This window comes from Streptococcus criceti HS-6, from assembly GCF_000187975.2.
Lineage (GTDB): Bacteria > Bacillota > Bacilli > Lactobacillales > Streptococcaceae > Streptococcus > Streptococcus criceti.
The window spans coordinates 1033052-1050994 of sequence record NZ_AEUV02000002.1; the positions used below are offsets into that span (position 1 = coordinate 1033052).

At 42.8% G+C, this 17943-nt stretch carries 10 protein-coding genes; 9 read left to right on the forward strand and 1 reads right to left on the reverse strand.

Annotated features, from left to right (window positions below):
* Window positions 1-8: 8 nt before the first annotated feature.
* The 9 genes from pepF (at window position 9) to STRCR_RS05040 (ending at window position 15817) form a co-directional block, all read left to right on the forward strand.
* Window positions 9-1820: an oligoendopeptidase F gene (gene pepF / locus STRCR_RS05000; RefSeq protein ID WP_004225676.1), complete on the forward strand. Its 1812-nt coding sequence runs from the start codon at window positions 9-11 to the stop codon at window positions 1818-1820.
* Between the two features lie 192 nt (window positions 1821-2012).
* Entirely contained in the window at window positions 2013-3860 is a 1848-nt protein-coding gene (typA, locus tag STRCR_RS05005; protein ID WP_004227023.1) for a translational GTPase TypA, read from the forward strand.
* A gap of 133 nt (window positions 3861-3993) precedes the next feature.
* Window positions 3994-4296 carry a DUF3165 family protein gene (locus tag STRCR_RS05010; RefSeq protein ID WP_004229369.1) on the forward strand — a complete coding sequence of 101 codons (303 nt, stop codon included), beginning with the start codon at window positions 3994-3996 and terminating at the stop codon, window positions 4294-4296.
* Window positions 4297-4728: 432 nt separating this feature from the next.
* Window positions 4729-6084, forward strand: a complete 1356-nt coding sequence (gene murD, locus STRCR_RS05015; protein WP_004228139.1) for a UDP-N-acetylmuramoyl-L-alanine--D-glutamate ligase — start codon at window positions 4729-4731, stop codon at window positions 6082-6084.
* The gene (locus STRCR_RS05020; RefSeq protein ID WP_420805001.1) at window positions 6081-7169 is read left to right on the forward strand and encodes a UDP-N-acetylglucosamine--N-acetylmuramyl-(pentapeptide) pyrophosphoryl-undecaprenol N-acetylglucosamine transferase; all 1089 of its coding nucleotides are present in this window, start codon (window positions 6081-6083) and stop codon (window positions 7167-7169) included. Before murD ends, STRCR_RS05020 begins: the two co-directional genes overlap by 4 nt.
* Before the next feature lie 33 nt (window positions 7170-7202).
* Entirely contained in the window at window positions 7203-8366 is a 1164-nt protein-coding gene (locus STRCR_RS05025) for a cell division protein FtsQ/DivIB (RefSeq protein ID WP_040804873.1), read from the forward strand.
* Between the two features lie 403 nt (window positions 8367-8769).
* Window positions 8770-10311, forward strand: a complete 1542-nt coding sequence (locus STRCR_RS05030; RefSeq protein WP_004226061.1) for a phage holin family protein — start codon at window positions 8770-8772, stop codon at window positions 10309-10311.
* A gap of 890 nt (window positions 10312-11201) precedes the next feature.
* Complete coding sequence (locus STRCR_RS05035; RefSeq protein ID WP_004228620.1) at window positions 11202-12746, forward strand: peptide chain release factor 3; 1545 nt, start codon at window positions 11202-11204, stop codon at window positions 12744-12746.
* A 629-nt stretch (window positions 12747-13375) separates the two neighbouring features.
* On the forward strand, window positions 13376-15817 hold the full coding sequence (locus STRCR_RS05040; protein ID WP_004227290.1) for a YSIRK-type signal peptide-containing protein: 2442 nt from the start codon (window positions 13376-13378) through the stop codon (window positions 15815-15817).
* 300 nt (window positions 15818-16117) lie between these two features.
* On the opposite strand, the gene STRCR_RS05045 is transcribed toward STRCR_RS05040, so the two are convergent.
* Window positions 16118-17896, reverse strand: coding sequence for a glycerophosphoryl diester phosphodiesterase membrane domain-containing protein (locus STRCR_RS05045; RefSeq protein ID WP_004226308.1), 1779 nt, complete (start codon window positions 17894-17896; stop codon window positions 16118-16120).
* Between the last annotated feature and the right edge of the window lie 47 nt (window positions 17897-17943).

A 17943-nucleotide genomic window follows, 5' to 3' on the forward strand; every position in this document is an offset into this window, starting at 1 on the left:
AAAGGCTTATGACCAATAATCGTGCTCATATTGATAAAAAATATAAATGGGATTTGACTAGCGTTTTTGCAACCGATCAGGCATGGGAGGCTGAATACCAATCGTTAGAAAAGGCGGTAGTCGAAGCAAAGGATTTGGCTGGACAGCTTGGTCAGTCTGCGACTAAGCTTCTGCAGGTAACGCAAATCTATCTGGACTTGGCTCGCCGGCTGGAGAAGGTCTATGTTTATGCTTCCATGAAAAATGATCAGGATACAAGAGTCGCCGCCTATCAAGCAATGGCTTCGAAAGCGACAACACTTTATGCTAAGTATGGTGAGGCTTTCGCCTTTTTTGAGCCTGAAGTTCTAACCATGGGGGAAGAAAAGTTTGCAGATTATCTGCAAGAAGATGCCAAGCTAAATCTTTATCAGCACTTCTTCCAGCAAATTTTTTCCCAAAAGGCTCACGTCTTAGCACCGGATCAAGAGGAACTCTTAGCTCAGGCTCAGGAAGTCCTAGGAGCAGCCGGTGAGACTTACGAAATTTTGGATAATGCTGACCTGGCTTTTCCAAGTGTCCTTGACGAAGCTGGTAAAGAAGTCGAGTTGACTCACAGCAACTTTATCACCTTGATGGAATCTCAAAATAGAGAGGTTCGCAAGTCTGCCTATCGAGCTTACTATAGTATTTATCAGCAATTTCAGCACACCTATGCCAAGACCTTGGCGACAACGGTCAAGAGTCATAATTTAACTGCGAGGATTCGCCATTATGATTCTGCCCGTCAGGCTGCTATGGCTGGCAACCATATTCCAGAGGCTGTTTATGAGACCCTGCTTGCAACAGTTCATAAATATCTTCCCTTATTGCAACGTTACATACGTCTGCGGCAGGAAGTTTTAGGGATAGCAGATTTAAAAATGTATGATGTCTATACGCCCCTGTCCAAGCTGGACATGTCCATTACTTATGAAGAAGCTCAGGCCAAAGCTTTGGAGGTTTTGGCAATCTATGGGTCAGACTACACTGAGCGGGTAAAAGAAGCTCTGTCTCAGCGGTGGATTGATGTTCAGGCCAACAAGGGCAAACGTTCGGGAGCCTATTCAGGTGGTTCTTACGATACCAAAGCTTTTATGCTGCTCAACTGGCAGGACACGCTGGATAACCTCTATACTTTGGTTCATGAGATGGGGCATAGTATGCATTCGACTTTTACCCGTGAGAATCAGCCCTATGTCTATGGGGATTATTCAATTTTCTTGGCTGAGATTGCCTCGACTACTAATGAAAATATTATGACTGAGACTCTGCTCAAGGAAGCGAAGACTGACAAGGAGCGTTTTGCTATTCTTAATCATTATTTGGATAGTTTCAAGGGGACGGTCTTTCGCCAAACTCAGTTTGCAGAATTTGAAGAGAAGATTCATCAGGCAGACGCCCAAGGTCAAGTCTTAACGAGTCAGTATTTAAATGAGCTCTATGCGGACCTCAATCAAACTTATTATGGCCTAGCCAAGGAAGGTAATCCTGAGATTCAATATGAATGGGCACGTATTCCTCATTTTTACTATAATTACTATGTCTATCAGTATGCGACAGGTTTTGCAGCTGCTAGTTATCTGGCTGAAAAAATTATTCATGGTTCTCAAGAGGATAGGGAGAGTTATCTGAACTATCTTAAGGCCGGAAGTTCTGCCGATCCTCTGGAAGTCATTGCCAAGGCAGGGGTGGACATGACTCAGGCGGATTACTTAGAGTCTGCTTTCCAGACTTTTGCCAAACGTCTGGATGAATTTGATTGCCTAGTCAAAAAGAATAGGCTTAAGGAGTTAAGTTAAAAAAGACAATTTCTCAGAAAAAGGCTATCATGACTAAGGAGGGAGAGCTGATTTTATTTGGCTCTCTTTTGAGCTTGAAAAAAGTTTTCTTCTTGCTTTTTAAAAACGTTTACATGCATTGCTGCCTGATTTTTGGGGGAATTCGTGCTATAATAATAAGGTTGAAAACTTATAGAAATAATCGAGGAAAACATGACTAAACTTAGAGAAGATATTCGTAATGTTGCTATCATTGCCCACGTTGACCATGGGAAAACAACCTTGGTAGATGAACTCTTAAAACAATCTCATACATTGGATGAACGTAAAGAGTTGCAAGAGCGAGCGATGGACTCTAACGATTTGGAAAAAGAACGTGGAATTACCATCCTAGCCAAGAATACTGCCGTTGCTTACAATGGTACGCGAATCAACATCATGGACACACCAGGGCACGCCGATTTTGGTGGTGAAGTGGAACGGATCATGAAGATGGTTGATGGGGTTGTCTTGGTTGTAGATGCCTATGAAGGAACCATGCCGCAAACGCGTTTTGTATTAAAGAAAGCGTTGGAACAAAATCTGATTCCAATTGTTGTGGTTAACAAGATTGATAAGCCAGCAGCCCGTCCAGCAGAAGTTGTTGATGAAGTGTTGGAGCTCTTCATTGAACTTGGTGCCGATGATGAACAGTTGGATTTCCCAGTCGTCTATGCCTCAGCAATCAATGGGACCTCATCTATGTCAGATGATCCAGCTGATCAAGCGCACACGATGGAACCAGTCTTTGATACCATCATTGATCATATTCCAGCACCAGTTGATAATTCTGATGAACCTTTGCAATTCCAAGTCTCTCTTTTGGATTACAATGATTTTGTTGGCCGCATTGGTATTGGACGTGTTTTCCGCGGTAAAATTAAGGTTGGTGACCAAGTTACCCTGTCTAAATTGGATGGGACAACTAAAAATTTCCGTGTTACTAAGCTCTTTGGTTTCTTCGGTCTTGAACGTCGGGAAATTGACGAGGCTAAGGCTGGTGATTTGATTGCCGTTTCTGGTATGGAAGATATCTTCGTCGGTGAAACCATCACACCAACCGATGCTGTTGAACCTCTGCCAATTCTTCACATTGATGAGCCAACCTTACAAATGACCTTCTTGGCTAACAATTCACCGTTTGCTGGCCGTGAAGGTAAATGGGTAACCTCACGTAAGGTTGAAGAACGTCTCCTGTCTGAATTGCAGACTGACGTTTCTCTTCGGGTTGACCCGACAGATTCTCCTGATAAATGGATTGTTTCTGGACGTGGGGAATTGCATTTGTCTATCCTGATTGAAACCATGCGTCGTGAAGGCTATGAATTGCAAGTCTCACGTCCTGAAGTTATCATCAAAGAAATTGATGGTGTTAAGTGTGAACCATTTGAGCGAGTACAAATTGATACTCCTGAAGAATATCAGGGAGCTATTATCCAGTCCCTCTCAGAACGTAAGGGCGATATGCTGGATATGCAAATGGTCGGCAATGGACAAACGCGCTTGGTCTTCCTGATTCCGGCTCGCGGTCTGATTGGCTACTCAACAGAGTTCCTTTCTATGACGCGTGGCTACGGTATCATGAACCATACCTTTGATCAATACTTACCGGTTGTTCCTGGTGAGATTTCCGGTCGCCACCGCGGTGCCTTGGTTTCTATTGATAATGGTAAGGCAACGACCTACTCCATTATGCGAATTGAAGAACGCGGGACTATCTTTGTTAATCCAGGTACCGAAGTTTATGAAGGGATGATTGTTGGGGAAAATGCCCGTGATAATGATCTTGGTGTTAATATCACAACGGCTAAACAGATGACCAATGTTCGTTCAGCAACTAAGGATCAAACAGCAGTTATCAAGACTCCTCGAATTTTGACCTTGGAAGAGTCGCTGGAATTCCTCAACGACGATGAATATATGGAAGTTACGCCAGAATCGATCCGTTTGCGGAAACAAATTCTAAACAAGGCAGCCCGTGACAAGGCTAACAAGAAGAAAAAAACTGCAGCAGCTGAGTAAGGAATGAGAGAGCAGTCGCACATTTCAGTTGTTCGATGCTTCCTTGTACTTAGATGCTTAGCTATACTGGGATGGGGGCTAAACTATTAAAATTAGTGTTACCAGCTCATCACTGCGTTAGGAGGTACCGGCAATGTTTTATCTATTTGTTGCAATCTTGATTGCCATTTATTATTTCTTTGCGGCTCCTAAGACCGTAAAAAATACGATGAATATGATTTCAACCATGGGAATTGTTGCGGTCCTGATTGTCATGTCTATTCTCGGTTTTGTCAAACTGATTCAATCCCCCCCAGAAGTTTTTGTAGCCCTAGCTATGGTAGGATTGGCTTATTTCAGCCTCCGGGATGTTGTTGGTCTGTCTACTCGGCCCAACAAGCATCACAAACTTTGGGTTGGTTTTAAAAATTATATTGTCAATCATTTTAAGTCATGATAAAGAGAACGGGCAAAAGCTTGTCCAGTATCTTTGTTTTGGAATAAACTCTTGATGCAGTGGCTGGTTTTCCTTTTGCCATGAGGACAAAGCGGAAAAACTAAGCGAATAAGATGAGCATCGTTCATCTTATTTCCAACCTTAAAAGGCCTGTGGAACCTTTTGAGCTGTGCGGGTGTGGAGTGAAAAGGTCTGGGAAGAGACCGTTTCAGGTTACCGCAAAGAAATTAGGAAGTGGTGAGAACCAAAATTTTCAATTTTTTGGTTGTTCCCACTCCCTTTTTTAGAGCCCTAAATAAACAGTTAGTCAAGGACAAATAAGTCTGCTTTGAAGGGAAAAGTCGAGAGGCCTTGTCTGTGGTGCTAGGCTTGAAAAACCGCTCAATTAAGGGTAAAATAAAGAGAACTATACTAGTTGGAAGTGGGCTTATTATGAAAGCAGTTAAAGACTTTGAGAACAAGAAGGTGCTGGTTTTGGGATTGGCGCGTTCAGGCGAAGCAGCAGCGCGTCTTTTAGCAAAATTAGGAGCCATTGTAACGGTCAATGATGGCAAGCCTTTTGAAGAAAATCCTTCGGCTCAGGCTCTCTTGGAAGAAGGAATCAAGGTTATCTGTGGTCACCATCCCTTGGAACTTTTGGACGAAGATTTCGCCTATATGATTAAAAATCCCGGAATTCGCTACGACAATCCTATGGTGGCAAAGGCTCTGAGAAAAGGTATTCCTGTCTATACTGAAGTTGAATTAGCCTATCGGATTTCTGAGAGCCCAATTATTGGGATTACTGGTTCTAATGGGAAAACGACAACAACAACCATGATTGCGAATGTCCTTAATGCAGCTGGTCAGTCGGCTCTCCTGTCTGGAAATATTGGTTTTCCAGCTTCAGAAGTGGCTATGACAGCAATTGATAAGGATACTTTGGTGATGGAGTTATCGTCCTTCCAATTGATGGGAGTTGAGACGTTTCACCCTCACATGGCAGTTATCACCAATCTTATGCCAACTCATATTGACTACCATGGAACATTTGAAGACTATGTGGCAGCTAAGTGGCACCTGCAAGGTCAGATGACGGCTGATGACTATCTGATTCTTAATTTTAATCAAGATTTGGCTAAGGAGCTGGCTTCTAAGACACAAGCAACCGTCCTGCCATTTTCAACTCAGGAAGAAGTCGATGGTGCTTATCTCAAGGATGGTTACCTCTGCTTTAAAGGTGAGCAAGTCATGGCCGCAGATACTATTGGTGTACCTGGCAGTCACAATATTGAAAATGCCTTGGCAGCTATTGCGGTTGCTAAGTTATCAGGTGTAGATAATGCTGTCATCGCTCAAACTTTGTCCAGTTTCAGTGGAGTCAAGCATCGTCTGCAATTTTTGGGACAGGTAAAGGGCGTTTCCTTCTACAATGATTCTAAGTCAACCAATATTCTTGCTACTCAAAAAGCTTTGTCTGGCTTTGATAATAACAAGGTCATCTTGATTGCCGGTGGTTTGGATCGCGGAAATGAATTTGATGAGCTAATACCAGATATTGTCGGCTTGAAAAAAATGATTATCATCGGTCAATCTGCCCCTCGTGTCAAGCGAGCTGCAGATAAAGCGGGCGTTCCTTATTTGGATGCTGAGGATGTCAAAGATGCTGCAAGCATTGCCTTTAAAGAAGCGGCTCCTGATGATGTGATTCTCCTGAGCCCAGCTAATGCTTCTTGGGATATGTATAAGAGTTTTGAGGTGCGAGGAGATGACTTTATCGCTGCCTTTGAAAGCCTAAAGGGAGAATGAGCATGGCTAAAAAAATCGTCTTTACCGGTGGTGGAACTGTCGGCCATGTTACTCTCAATTTGATTCTGATTCCCAAATTTTTGAAAGATGGTTGGGAAGTTCACTATATTGGTGATAAGCATGGCATCGAACACCAACAATTGCTCCAGTCGGACCTAGATGTTAAATTTCATAGTATTGCGACAGGGAAATTACGGCGTTACTTTTCTTTTCAGAACCTGTTCGATCTCTTCAAGGTTGGTTGGGGTGTCCTGCAGTCTTTGGCTATCATTGCCAGAATTAGGCCGCAAGCATTGTTTTCTAAGGGAGGTTTTGTCTCGGTTCCGCCTGTTGTAGCCGCTAAACTTTTGCGCGTTCCTGTCTTCGTCCATGAATCAGACCTGTCTATGGGGCTGGCTAATCGGATTGCCTACAAGTTTGCGACCAAGATGTTCACTACCTTTGAGCAAGGGCAGGGCTTGAGCAAGGCTCAGCACGTAGGAGCTATTACTAAGGTGAATCAGACCGACCAAACTACTCCTGATTCTGAGCAAATTAAGAAAATTAAAGCAGCCTTTGATTCCAATCTGAAAACTCTCCTCTTTATTGGTGGGTCTGCTGGGGCCAAGGTCTTTAACGATTTCATCACCAACAATCCTGACTTGACTGAGTCTTACAATGTTATCAATATTTCCGGTGATAAGAGTCTAAATGGTTTGCAGTCTCACCTCTATCGGGTTGATTATGTGACTGATCTCTACCAACCCTTGATGGATTTGGCGGATGTTGTAGTGACAAGAGGAGGCTCAAATACGATTTTTGAGCTTCTGGCTATGCAAAAGCTCCATATCATTGTTCCTCTTGGTAAGGAGGCCAGTCGGGGAGATCAGTTAGAAAACGCAGCCTACTTTGAAAAGAAGGGCTATTCAACCCAGCTGCTAGAGCCTGACTTGACATTAAAAAATCTTGAAGCAAAGCTAAAGCAACTTTTATCCGCTAAAAAAAGCTATCTATCTGCTATGGCAGATACGACAGAACTTAAATCGCCAGAAGAGTTTTATCAGCTATTAAGTACGGCTATCTCTCAAGGAGCATCGAAAAGCTAGCAGTTGTTTGTTTTTGTCGAAAAGGGGGAAATCTTGGCTAAAAAATCAAAAGATGAAAAAAATCAAAAGCAAGAGCAAGCTCCTCTGACTGAGTGGCAAAAACGCAATCTTGACTTTTTGAAACAGAAGGAAGAAAAGAAGAAGGAGCAAGAAAAGCTCAAGAAGGAGTTGGCCGATAAGAATCGAGCTCGTTTCACAGGCCAATCTCCGTTTTCTAAAGAAGATAATGAAAGCAATGGCAAGGGAAAAAAGCAGAAGTCTCAGGCTGGTTCTAAGAAAAAGTCTAAACCTGCTAAAAAGGCTTCAGTAAAGCCTTTGCCTAAAAAGCCCAAGCCTAAGTCAACTAAGTTCAAACGACGTCTGACCAGTGTACTTGTCCCTGCATTTTTAGGGCTTCTCTTGGCACTCTATATGATGACTCCGCTTAGCAAGATTAAACAGGTAACGGTTGAAGGGGTTAATCAAACCGATAGTCAGTCGGTCTTGAAGGCTTCTGGTTTAAAGGATAGCGACTATACCTTAGCTACTATCTTTAATCGTTCTCGGTTAGCCCAGTCGATTGCTAAAAATGATGTTTGGGTCAAATCTGCCACGGTTGATTATCAATTTCCCTTTACTTTCTCGATTAAGGTCAAGGAATACAGTATCGTTGCCTATGCTCAGACAGATCAGGGGTATGTCCCAATCCTAGAGAGCGGGACTCGTCTCAATAGTGTTGAAGCAACGGATTTGCCTGATGCGTTTACGACTATAAATCTTGAAAATGGTAAGTACTTGTCCAGTTTGATTAGAAAACTGACCAAGATGGATAAATCTTTGATTTCTGAAATTAAGGTCATTACCTTGGCAGATTCTAAGACAACACCTGATCTCCTCAATTTGGAAATGCAGGATGGAAATACAGTGCGCGTGCCTCTGTCTCAAATTGATAAAAAGCTTCCTTACTATGATAAAATTAAAGATAGCTTGAAGGACAACCATATTATTGATATGGAGGTTGGTATCTTTGCGACCAATAATGAAGGCGAACAAGAAGATACTGGAAATTCTGATGGCGACAATCCTGATCAAGCTCCAGAAGAATCGCAGTCAGATGATTCGGGCGATCAAAACCCAGATCAGAATACAACGGAATCTTCTTCAGAGACCGATGGCTCTGAGCAAGCCAACAATGATCAAACAGCAAATCCTCAGTGAGTTGCTGTTTTTTATCTCTTCTTTAGGAATTGCTGCTAATTTTTTAAAGGTATCAGTGGGATTGGCCTGCTGATGTTTTCTAGCTAGAATTGTCTTTCTTTTGAAATAAATCTTAAATTATCATTAAGATTGCTTTGCAAAGGTTCCAAAAACATGCTAGAATAATGATAATTGTTATTGACGGTTTAGTTATACTTTTTGAAAATCAAAACTATACATCGTTGACTTCTGCTTGCTGTACATCGGTACTGCCTGCGCTTCGTCGCTTTGTCTATTTTTGATTTTCTTTGAGTATTAGTTCTAAATGATAAAAAGCTAGTAGATATTACTGATGTATCCCTATCTTGTTTGAAGAAAGTATTTAGACTAGCTCTCTAACAAAAAAATAAGGAGATTTCCTCATATGGCAACCAAAGAAGAATGGGTAAACCTATTTGAATCCACTAAAGGTCGAAAACCAACAGCTGCTGAATATGCGCAGGCGATGAGAAACGATTTTGATATTAGCGAGTTTGCTCCGAGACAAGCTCAACAAACACCAGTTCAAGAACCAGCTACGAGTCAAACGGATGCTCGAGAAGACTGGATGAAATTATTTGAATCAGTTTCTGGTCGAAAACCAACAGCTGCTGAATTTATGCAGGCTAAAGCAACCGGCTTTGATAAAGCTCAAATGGCTAGTATCCTTAACCCTGCTCCTGTTAGCAGTTCAGTGGCTGAAACAACTCAAACAAGTGCTGAATCTGAGAGTTTGACTTCTGAAGCTAGTCCAGAGATAACAAATTTAGCTGGTCAAGCAGACCAACCAGTCCGAGAGGCAGCGCCTTTGGTTCAGCCAGCAGAGTCAGTTGTTCAGCAGGGGGCACCTGTCCAGCCTGTTCAGGGACCAGCGAATCCAACTCAAGAGCCTGTTGGACCAGCAAATTCAGCCTTTAATCCAGCTGGTCAAATGCCAGACTCTGGTTTGTCTGGCTCAGCTCAACAAGTGTCAAGCCCAACATCAACTCAGACTGGTTTTCAACTGACTGCTTCAGCTATGCCGCAAGGACAGATGACGGGAATGGCTCCGGCTAAGTCTAGCAACTTTCTGAGCCTAATTTTACCAATTATTTCCTTGGCTCTGTCAGTACTCTTTATGATTTTATCTTTCCTAGTGGCAGCTCCCCTATTCTTAGGTTTATCGGTGCTTGGTTTAATCGGCGCTGCCGTCCTGATTATCCTGAATCTTAAGGGCAAGCCAGTCCTTTCGATTGTTGCGACTGGTGTTGCTCTGCTGGCTCTCATTGTTACTAGTGTTGCCACTTTTGCTTCTGTGTCGCATAAAACTACAGACACTAGTTCAGCTTCAACCAGTAAGAAAGATGTTAATGCTAAAGACTATATTGATAAAGATTATAAATTTGAGTGGACGCAGGATGACTTTGAGGACTTGGAAGCAACGTCAGATACGGTTTCTGATGTTATTGAGAAACATGGTAAGGCTTCTGATGCACAAATTTCGGGTGATCGTCTGACTTTGACTTATAAGGACAGCAAAGCTGGAAGCAGCAATAGTGTCATGGTGGTCTTTGAAAAGCAATACAATGGCAAGTTCGTTCTGTCAAGTGGGAATGCGAATTTTAATGCCGATGATATTGATGCAAGCAGGGATTATAAATCCGACTGGAAGAAAGAAGACTATGATGCGTTGAAAGAAGGCGACAATGAAACGGGTGCTGGCGGTAGCAGTTGGAATGATATTAAGAATAAGCATCCAAAAGTTTCTTCAGCCTCTTATAACCTGTCTTTCTATGGTGACGAAGATATCAGCTATGGTTTGTCAGTCACTTACTCAGATTATGGTACTGATGATTCTCATTTGACCTATGTAGGTTTAACCTTTAAATCAGACGATGGCGGAAAAACTTATAACTTGTCTTCTAAGTATAGTGACAAGGATAACTAATGTAAGAGAGCTATAAAAAAGGGCTGGGCGAAAACTCGTCCAGTCTTCCTGTTTTGTAATAAACTTTTGGCGCAGTTGTTGGAGGGTAAGACTTACTAGCTATGCCAAGAAGTCTTACTCCTGCACAGTTCATTAGAGAGTGGGACAGTTGATTAGGATGGTCGCTAACACTTGCGGAGTAGTTAAACAGTCCAGTGGACTGTTTAAGGAGATGCCTGAAAATGGGGCTGCACCCCAAGATAAGGACTCCCAACCACTGCGCCAAACTGTTATTACTGTAAAAATAGAAGGCTGGAATATTTTTTCCTAGCCTCAATGAACCACTGCTGGCTAGTTTTCCTTTTGCCACAAGGTCAAAGCGGAAAAACTAAACGAATGTGATGGCCATCGTTCATCTTATTTCCAACCTCAAAAGGCCCCCAGCCCTTTTTAATCGGGAAATGAAGCTTGCAAAGCAAGTGTTAAAAACGGTCTGAGGGGAGACCATTTCAGGTCATCACCTAAAAACTAGGATGTGGTGAGAACCAAAATTTTCAATTCTTGGGGTGTTCCCACTCTTTTTTGATTGTTAGGCTAAGTCTCAGAGTAAGTTTTAGAAACTGTATAGCTGGCATTTAGGTTGAGAATCCTGCATGAAATTAACGGAATTTCGCCTCAGGCGACGTTCTGTTTTTGTTTACAAGAAAAACAGTTTCATAAGGGGGGCAGCTAAGCAGTTCCCCCGAAAAATGTGTACAGAAGGTACGAGACTTTAGGTCTTGCCATGGGAGCTTGAGTTGCTTTCACTTTCATTTTTAGCTATAATGAAAGGGTTGCAGAGTATTTTGGCTTGTGTCTAGCTGAAATTAGCTCTGCTAGATTTAGATTGAACATGATAAGATTGGAAAACAATGACTTTACAAGACGAGATTAAGAAACGGCGCACTTTTGCTATCATCTCTCACCCAGATGCTGGAAAAACAACGATTACAGAGCAGTTGCTTTATTTTGGGGGTGAAATTCGTGAGGCTGGTACTGTCAAGGGGAAAAAAACTGGGACTTTTGCCAAGTCAGATTGGATGGATATTGAGAAACAGCGTGGGATTTCTGTAACATCCTCGGTTATGCAGTTTGACTATGCTGGCAAGCGTGTCAACATCCTAGATACACCGGGGCACGAAGATTTCTCTGAAGATACCTATCGGACCCTGATGGCTGTTGATGCAGCTGTCATGGTAGTCGATTCTGCTAAGGGGATTGAGGCGCAGACAAAGAAACTTTTTGAGGTCGTAAAGCATCGTGGTATCCCCGTTTTTACTTTTATCAATAAGTTGGATCGTGATGGGCGAGAACCCTTAGATCTCTTGGAAGAATTAGAGGATGTCCTAGGTATCGCCAGCTATCCTATGAACTGGCCAATCGGTATGGGCCGATCCTTTGAGGGACTCTATGATATTCATAATCAGCGTCTGGAGCTCTACAAGGGTGATGAACGCTTTGCTGAAATTTCAGATGGAGATACCCTCTTTGCCAGCAATCCCTTCTACGAACAAGCTAAGGAAGATATCGAGCTTCTGACTGAGGCAGGTAATGAATTTTCAGAAAAAGCCATTTTGGCGGGTGAGCTGACCCCTGTCTTTTTCGGCTCCGCTTTGACAAACTTTGGGGTACAAACCTTTCTAGATACCTTCTTGAAGTTTGCCCCAGAACCTCATGGTCACCGAACGACAGATGATCGTATGATTGATCCACTGGATAAGGATTTCTCTGGTTTTGTTTTTAAAATTCAGGCTAATATGGATCCTCGTCATCGCGACCGTATTGCTTTTGTTCGCATCGTTTCTGGTGAGTTTGAGAGAGGTATGTCAGTCAACTTAATGCGGACGGGTAAGGGGGCTAAATTGTCCAATGTTACCCAATTCATGGCGGAATCGCGGGAAAATGTGGAAAATGCCGTTGCTGGTGACATAATTGGCGTTTACGATACGGGGACTTATCAAGTTGGTGATACTCTTACCGTCGGCAAGAATAAGTTCGAATTTGAGCCGCTACCAACCTTTACCCCAGAACTCTTCATGAAGGTTTCGGCCAAGAATGTCATGAAGCAGAAGTCCTTTCATAAAGGAATTGAGCAGCTGGTACAAGAAGGAGCTATTCAGCTCTACACCAACTACCAAACCGGCGAATATATGCTGGGAGCTGTCGGTCAGCTACAATTTGAAGTTTTTAAGCATCGTATGGAAGGTGAATACAATGCTGAAGTTGTCATGACCCCGATGGGCAGCAAAACTGTGCGATGGATTAAGCCTGACGACTTGGATGAGCGTATGTCGTCCAGCCGTAATATTCTCGCTAAGGATCGTTTCGATCAACCTGTTTTCCTTTTTGAAAATGACTTCGCTCTGCGTTGGTTTGCAGACAAGTACCCCGATGTGGAGTTGGAAGCCAAGATGTGAGAGGCCCAGCCGCCTAAGTTTTGAAGAACTTGGTGGCGAATGGTGAGCTCATTCACTGACTTCGCCAAAGTAGTATTATTGGCTGCTTTGGCTCTATGTCATGATTGAAATCTGGAATTGAGTACGATGGTGCTTTGCCTATTCCCCTCACTCATTTAAAAGAAGATGGCCATTCGACCATCTTTTTTTGAATGTCATGACGCACTGGATTTGAGAGACAAACTGAGCAACGAGGCTGAGACAAAAGTTCTCAGCCTTATTTATTTGGTCAATTTTATTTGCTAGGCGCAGTGGTTAGGAGAAAGACTTGTTGACTAGGCCAAACAAGAAAACACCATAAGCATCATGAGGAACACTGGTGATGCAATCAAGAGATACCTTTTCTGGTAGAAAAACAGCTCCTTCCATGCCTAAGGCCTAGTTTTCCTTTTTTTCTTTTTATTAAAGAAGAGTAGCATAGGAATGTGACTTCGATATGACCAAAGCGAGGGTTTTGATAAATCTGTTAGAAGTCAGAATTTTTATAGGCATATTGAAAATAGCTCAAATAGAACTTAAACCAGACTTAAAAATTGTTTGATAGCGTAAAATGTGCTAAAATGACAGGGATTACAAGGAGGAATGATATTATGTCATTGGAAAAACATCAACGTTACAGCTTTCGTAAATTGAAATTTGGCTTAGCATCTGTTGCGGTTGCAGCCTTCTTATCAGGAACAGCTGGCTTAGCTCAAGCTGATGAGACAAGTGCTGATGAGCAAGGGAATAATACCCCAGTTGCTGCACAAACAGGTAACGATCAGGAAAATCAAGCCCAAGCTGACACTGAGCAGAATAGCACCAGCCAGACTGCTGTTGCTCCAACTGAGGTCAACGACCAGCCAGAAACTGCCGCACCGGCAAGTACCAGCGAAACCAGTACGGTTATTCAGCCTGCTGCCGAATCAGCAGCGAATCCCGACATGGCAACGATGACATTAAATCCGGACCAAGTAGATGGGGCTGCAAGTTCTGAGGCTGATCTAGCTGACTCTAAGATTGCTACCGAGACAAGTGCTCAGACTGATAAGTTTGATGCCGCCTTGGATAATAAAGCAGTCACAGCTGATGTTAAATACAAGAACACTTTTGTTGATGATGGACAGGGTAACTGGTACTATCTTGATAATAATGGTAACAATGTGACTGGCCGTCAGGACATCAACGGTCAAAGGCTTTATTTCGCTCAAGATGGGAAGCAGGTCAAAGGCCAAGAGGCTACCATTGATGGTAAGGTTTATTATTTTGATAGAGATAGTGGTGAGCTATGGGTCAACCGTTTCCGCCAAGCAGATGACCAGCAAGGTTGGTTCTACTATGGTTCTGACGGAGCTCGTGTTGTTGGGAGCCAAGAAGTTGGAGGTCAAAAGCTTTACTTTGATCCCACCACTGGCAAGCAGGCTAAGGGACGTTTGATCACTGACAGTGATGGTAAGATTCGGTATTATGATCAAGATAGTGGCAATCTTTGGACCGATCGTTTTGCTCAAATTGATGGCAGCTGGTACTATTTTGGTTCTGATGGCGCTGCAGCTACAGGCGCTCAAACGATTAATGGAAAAGATCTCTATTTCAATGCTGATGGTAGCCAAGTTAAGGGCGGCCTCATTCAAGTTGATGGCAAAACTCATTATTATGATGAAAATTCAGGCCAAATGCTTAGAAATACTAGTCTGCTGATTGATGGTGTGACCTATAGATTTGATAATAATGGTGATGGTCAGGCTCAAGATAAGGTTCAGGTTGTCAAAACCAGTATTGTGGTTGATAGCTATGAATTTGGCCCTTCTGTTTCTAAAATCATCTTACAATTTGATCATAAGGTAACCCCATCGGTTATTCACAATGGTGCCAGCGTCATGACTGCTGGTGTAGCTCGTCAAGTCTTGAATTCTTATGTTTCAGATGCGACTGGTCACGTGGTCTATTTCGACAGCAGCAATTATGTAACGCTGGAATTGAATATTCCTTATGATAGTAATGATACCGGCAAGAATGCTTCCCCATTTAATTTTGATATGGCAACCTTCTCTAACAAGTGGGCTAGTGCCTATAATGTTAAGGTAGATGGCCTGTCTGTTCAATATGATGGTTCTGTTTACCATCAAAATGTTGCTTCGGAACAAAATGCTATTGCTAACCGAGTTATTCCTGAGACAGAACGTTTCTCAGAACGTGCTACTTATGGCGATTTTCATTACGCAGCCTATACACCGGAAAATGCCAAGGCTGGTGAAAAGAATCCATTGATTATCTGGCTACATGGCATTGGAGAAGTTGGTACGGATGTTGATATTCCGATTCTTGCCAGCAACGCTGTCAACTTGACAGAAGATCCAATTCAAAGTCATTTTACTTCAACTGGCAAGGGCACCCAAAAAGGCGCTTATGTCATGGTATTGCAGAGCCCAACGTCTTGGGAAAAAGCAGATAAGACTCAAGTCATGGCTGCTATTCGCTCTTATGTTGCTGCCCATCCAGATATTGATAGTAATCGCATTTATTTGGCCGGTGCCTCAAATGGCGGCGGAATGACTTGGGCTTTAGCTGCTGCTTATCCTAATTACTTTGCTGCTCTAGTTCCAATTTCTGCACCTTACGATGTTATCTTGACTAACAATAATAATAACATTAAGGTTGATGTTCAGGCCGCTTTAAGAAATCAGCCAATGTGGTTAATTTCTTCTAAGGCAGATGCAACTCTTGATGTCGATAATCATGTCCTGCCCTTCTATAAAGATATGTTGCAAGCTGGCGGACAAAATAAATGGCTGTCTTACTTCGAAACCAATGTTGGTGAGTTTGCTAATCATCCAACTTACAATGGGCACTGGTCATGGGTTTACTTTATGAACGACCAAGTTACCGGTGTGCAAAATGCTACCAATGCTGAAAATTGGGCAGGTTTGACTGGTATGGTACCAACCAATGCCACCCATGGCGGTGACGCTCAGGCTGTCTATAAGGGTAAAAACTATGCAAATATCTTTGACTGGATGAATGCTCAAAATAAAAAGAATCGCAAGGCCTAATCAAAGGGTAACATAGGCATAAATGCAAGTGGGGCAGATGTTCATGAGCGCTGCGCCCTCATCTACAAGCTCCTATCGTTCCTAAGATGGCGTATAAAATAAAAGCCTAGTGACATATAAAAAGCGAACAAAGTTAGATTTCTAATGACGAAAATTCTAATTTTGTTCGCTTTTTGGTTTTCTATGAATTACTGGCAAAAATTTTTAACCCCTTATTTTATAAGTGATTTTCAGAGATTACAATATTTTGCAGGTGAGGGTGAAGTTGTCATGGCCATCCGCCCGGTATGCTGTTTGAGATCAAGAGTCTGAAAACTCGATTTCTAGGAGGTGGATCGCTCTGTCAAAATACGAATCTTGAGGACCTATTTCTTTTTGGTTGGTTTTAAATTTGGTCAGTTTATCGGTAATGATCCCATTGACTGGGCTGTGTAAGAAGTGGTGTAAGAGGCTATTATCATTGACGGTCCAAACATAGAGATCCTTTTTTTGTTGATGGGCAGACAGGGCCGCTACATTATTATAAGAGAATTCTTCAATAGCATAAAAATCAACCTTGTGGGGCGGAAGGGGTCCCAACTGGAGAGAAACCAGATAGCCGGTATCAGCTTGAGGTAGCTTTCTTTCAATCGCTTCGATGACTGGCAGTTTCATAGACATAATCTTGTTGTCCTGGACTGCCTTTAGGTCCTTAAGTTTCTTAATAAATATGTCAGCATAGTTGGCTGGCTCATGCCCATAGGGTTTTAATTCGATAGCGATTTTCTGATGACAAGCCTGAGCAGCCTTTATAAATTCATCTAGTGAAGCAATATGGTCGCTGTGGCCATTCTGGTAGGTTTTTAGCTTGGTTACTTGGGCTAAAGTCAAATCGGAAATATTCTTATCTAAACCAGTCAGACGTTTGAGATTATTGTCATGACTGACGACGAACTGCTGGTCTTTGGTCATGATGACATCCATCTCTGAATAGTCCGCTCCAGCCTTGTGGGCGGCCTGCATAGCTGTAATGGAATTTTCAACGCCGTGGGTCACATCCCCCCGATGGGCAATCAGGAGAGCATGAGTATTGCGTGGCAGGAGGTAGAGGCTGAGGCTGTTGGAAATGAACCAGATTAAAAGTGTTAGTGGAATCAGGAGTCGGCTCCAGCGAGGAAGAGTCCAAACTGGCTTATTTTCAGATAGGTAGGGTAGGTTTAACTGATATTTTTCATGCTTTAAGAAGTGGCTGGTTAGGAGGATAATCAAAACATATTTTAGTTTCAAAATAGTTCCAAAATTGAGGACTCGTATCAGGTTGTCGAAGCTTGTTTGAATCAGGAGGCTATTGCCTGCTTGGCCCAGCTGGTCAAAAAGCAGGGCGGTCCCACTATAGATAAGGGTGAGGCCAAGTCCTGCGGTCAGGCTGTAACAAGCAAAAAAGGCCAAGACCTTGAGTTGGGCTCCTTTGGTCAGCTGCCAGGAGTCTCGCAAAACCTGACAGGGTCTGCGGTTGCTGATGGTATAGAGGGGGATAAAATAAATAAAACGAAGGTTGAAATAGGCAACTAGGGCCAGACCAATCAGATAGCTGAATTTTCCTAGACTGGATTTCATTAATTGATCTGACATGACGTTAGGAATGTTAAAGCGGGAAAGCAGACCGAATTTCAAGCCATAGCCGGCCAGAGGCACCATGAGGGTGAGGTAAAATAGGAAGGCTAAGAGCTGGTAGCTACAGAGATCTCGCCATTTTTGAGGCAGACTTTTAATGATTTGACGAATGGAAAAAGGCCGGTAGGTTCTGGCGACAGTAATTGTTAAAATGGCAAATTCTAGGTAGATGGTTCCTGTTAAGATCAAGAGATAGAGGCAGAAAAAGAGTAAAGCCAGCGGATGATGTCGGATAGCCGACCAGCTATCCGGTGTCAGACTGATGAGACCTGCAAAGCCGACCACTCTATTAAAGAGGAAGCAGAGCAGTCCCTTAGCCAAGTAGGCTAAGCCAACCTGTAAAATAATAGCCATCAGTAGATAGGTCCACAGATGCTGCCATAAATTTTTCCAAGTCTCTTTTAAAAGGGCTCTAAACGTTATCATGAGATTCCTTTCGTCAGGATAATTTAGTGCTATTGTAGCATAAAGTA